Origin of the sequence: Burkholderia sp. E168m23 (assembly GCF_016586125.1) — a bacterium.
Lineage (GTDB): Bacteria > Pseudomonadota > Gammaproteobacteria > Burkholderiales > Burkholderiaceae > Burkholderia > Burkholderia orbicola.
Genome location: NZ_BCPP01001488.1, coordinates 1 through 1,003, shown reverse-complemented (window position 1 = coordinate 1,003; position 1,003 = coordinate 1). Strand labels below are relative to the sequence as shown.

Here is a 1,003-nt window from a genome sequence, read left to right as displayed (position 1 = left end):
AGGACGGCTGTCGCTTCTTCTTCCTGCCGCACGTGCGCGCGCAACTGCGCCGCGAGATTCGTGCGCAGTTCGATGCGTTCGCGGCGAGCGGCCTGCCGCTCGACCACGTGAACGCGCACAAGCATTTCCACCTGCATCCGACCGTGCTGTCGATGATCATCGAGATCGGCCGCGACTACGGGCTGCGCGCAGTGCGGCTGCCGTACGAAACGAGCGCACCGGCGCTGCTCAAGCCGTGGATCGCGCTGGTGCGCGCGCGGCTCGACCGGGCGGGGCTCGCGCACAACGACTACGTGGTGGGCATCGAGCAGACGGGCGCGATGGACGAGGCCGTGCTGCTCGACGCGCTCGCGAAGCTGCCGCCGGGCGTCGGCGAGATCTACTGCCATCCGGCCGAGGCCGGCGACGGCCCGATCACGCCGACGATGGCCGGCTACCGTCCGGTCGACGAACTGGATGCGCTACTGTCGCCGCGCGTCGCGGCCGCGCTGAAGGCGGCGGGCGTCGCGACCGGCGGCTTTGCCGACGTATTCGGCGAGCCTGCGGCCCGACGCGGCGCGCACGCGTCGCGCGCACCGGGAGCGCAGCCGTCATGAGCAAGTGGATCAAGTGGATCAAGTGGCTCGGCTGGCCGATCGGCATCGGCATCCTGCTCGCGCTGGGGCTGCACGAAGGCGTCGGCGACGTGTCGCAGATGCTCGCGCGCGCCGGCTATGCGCTGCTGTGGCTCGTGCCGTTCCACGCGCTGCCGCTGCTGCTCGATGCGTATGCCTGGCACCAGCTGCTCGACCGGCGCAGTTCGCTGCCGTTCCTGTGGTGGATCGCGACCGTGCGCGAGGCCGTGAACCGGCTGCTGCCCGTGGTGGGGATCGGCGGCGAGATCGTCGGCATCCGGCTCGCGCGCTGGCAGGTGCCCGACGCGAGCCGCGTGACCGCGTCGGTGATCGTCGAGGTGCTCGTGACGATCGTCGTCCAGTATGCGTTCGCGGCGCTCGGCCTCGTG

General features: G+C 71.1%; 1 protein-coding gene and 1 pseudogene. Both read left to right on the top strand.

From position 1 onward, the window contains the following. On the top strand, positions 1 to 596 hold a 596-nt coding region (gene hpnK, locus JMF90_RS38375; protein WP_201326473.1), incomplete at its 5' end, for a hopanoid biosynthesis-associated protein HpnK. Then, positions 593 to 1,003, top strand: a pseudogene (locus JMF90_RS38370) (hypothetical protein); the annotation flags it as partial. The gene hpnK and the pseudogene JMF90_RS38370, both read left to right, overlap by 4 nt.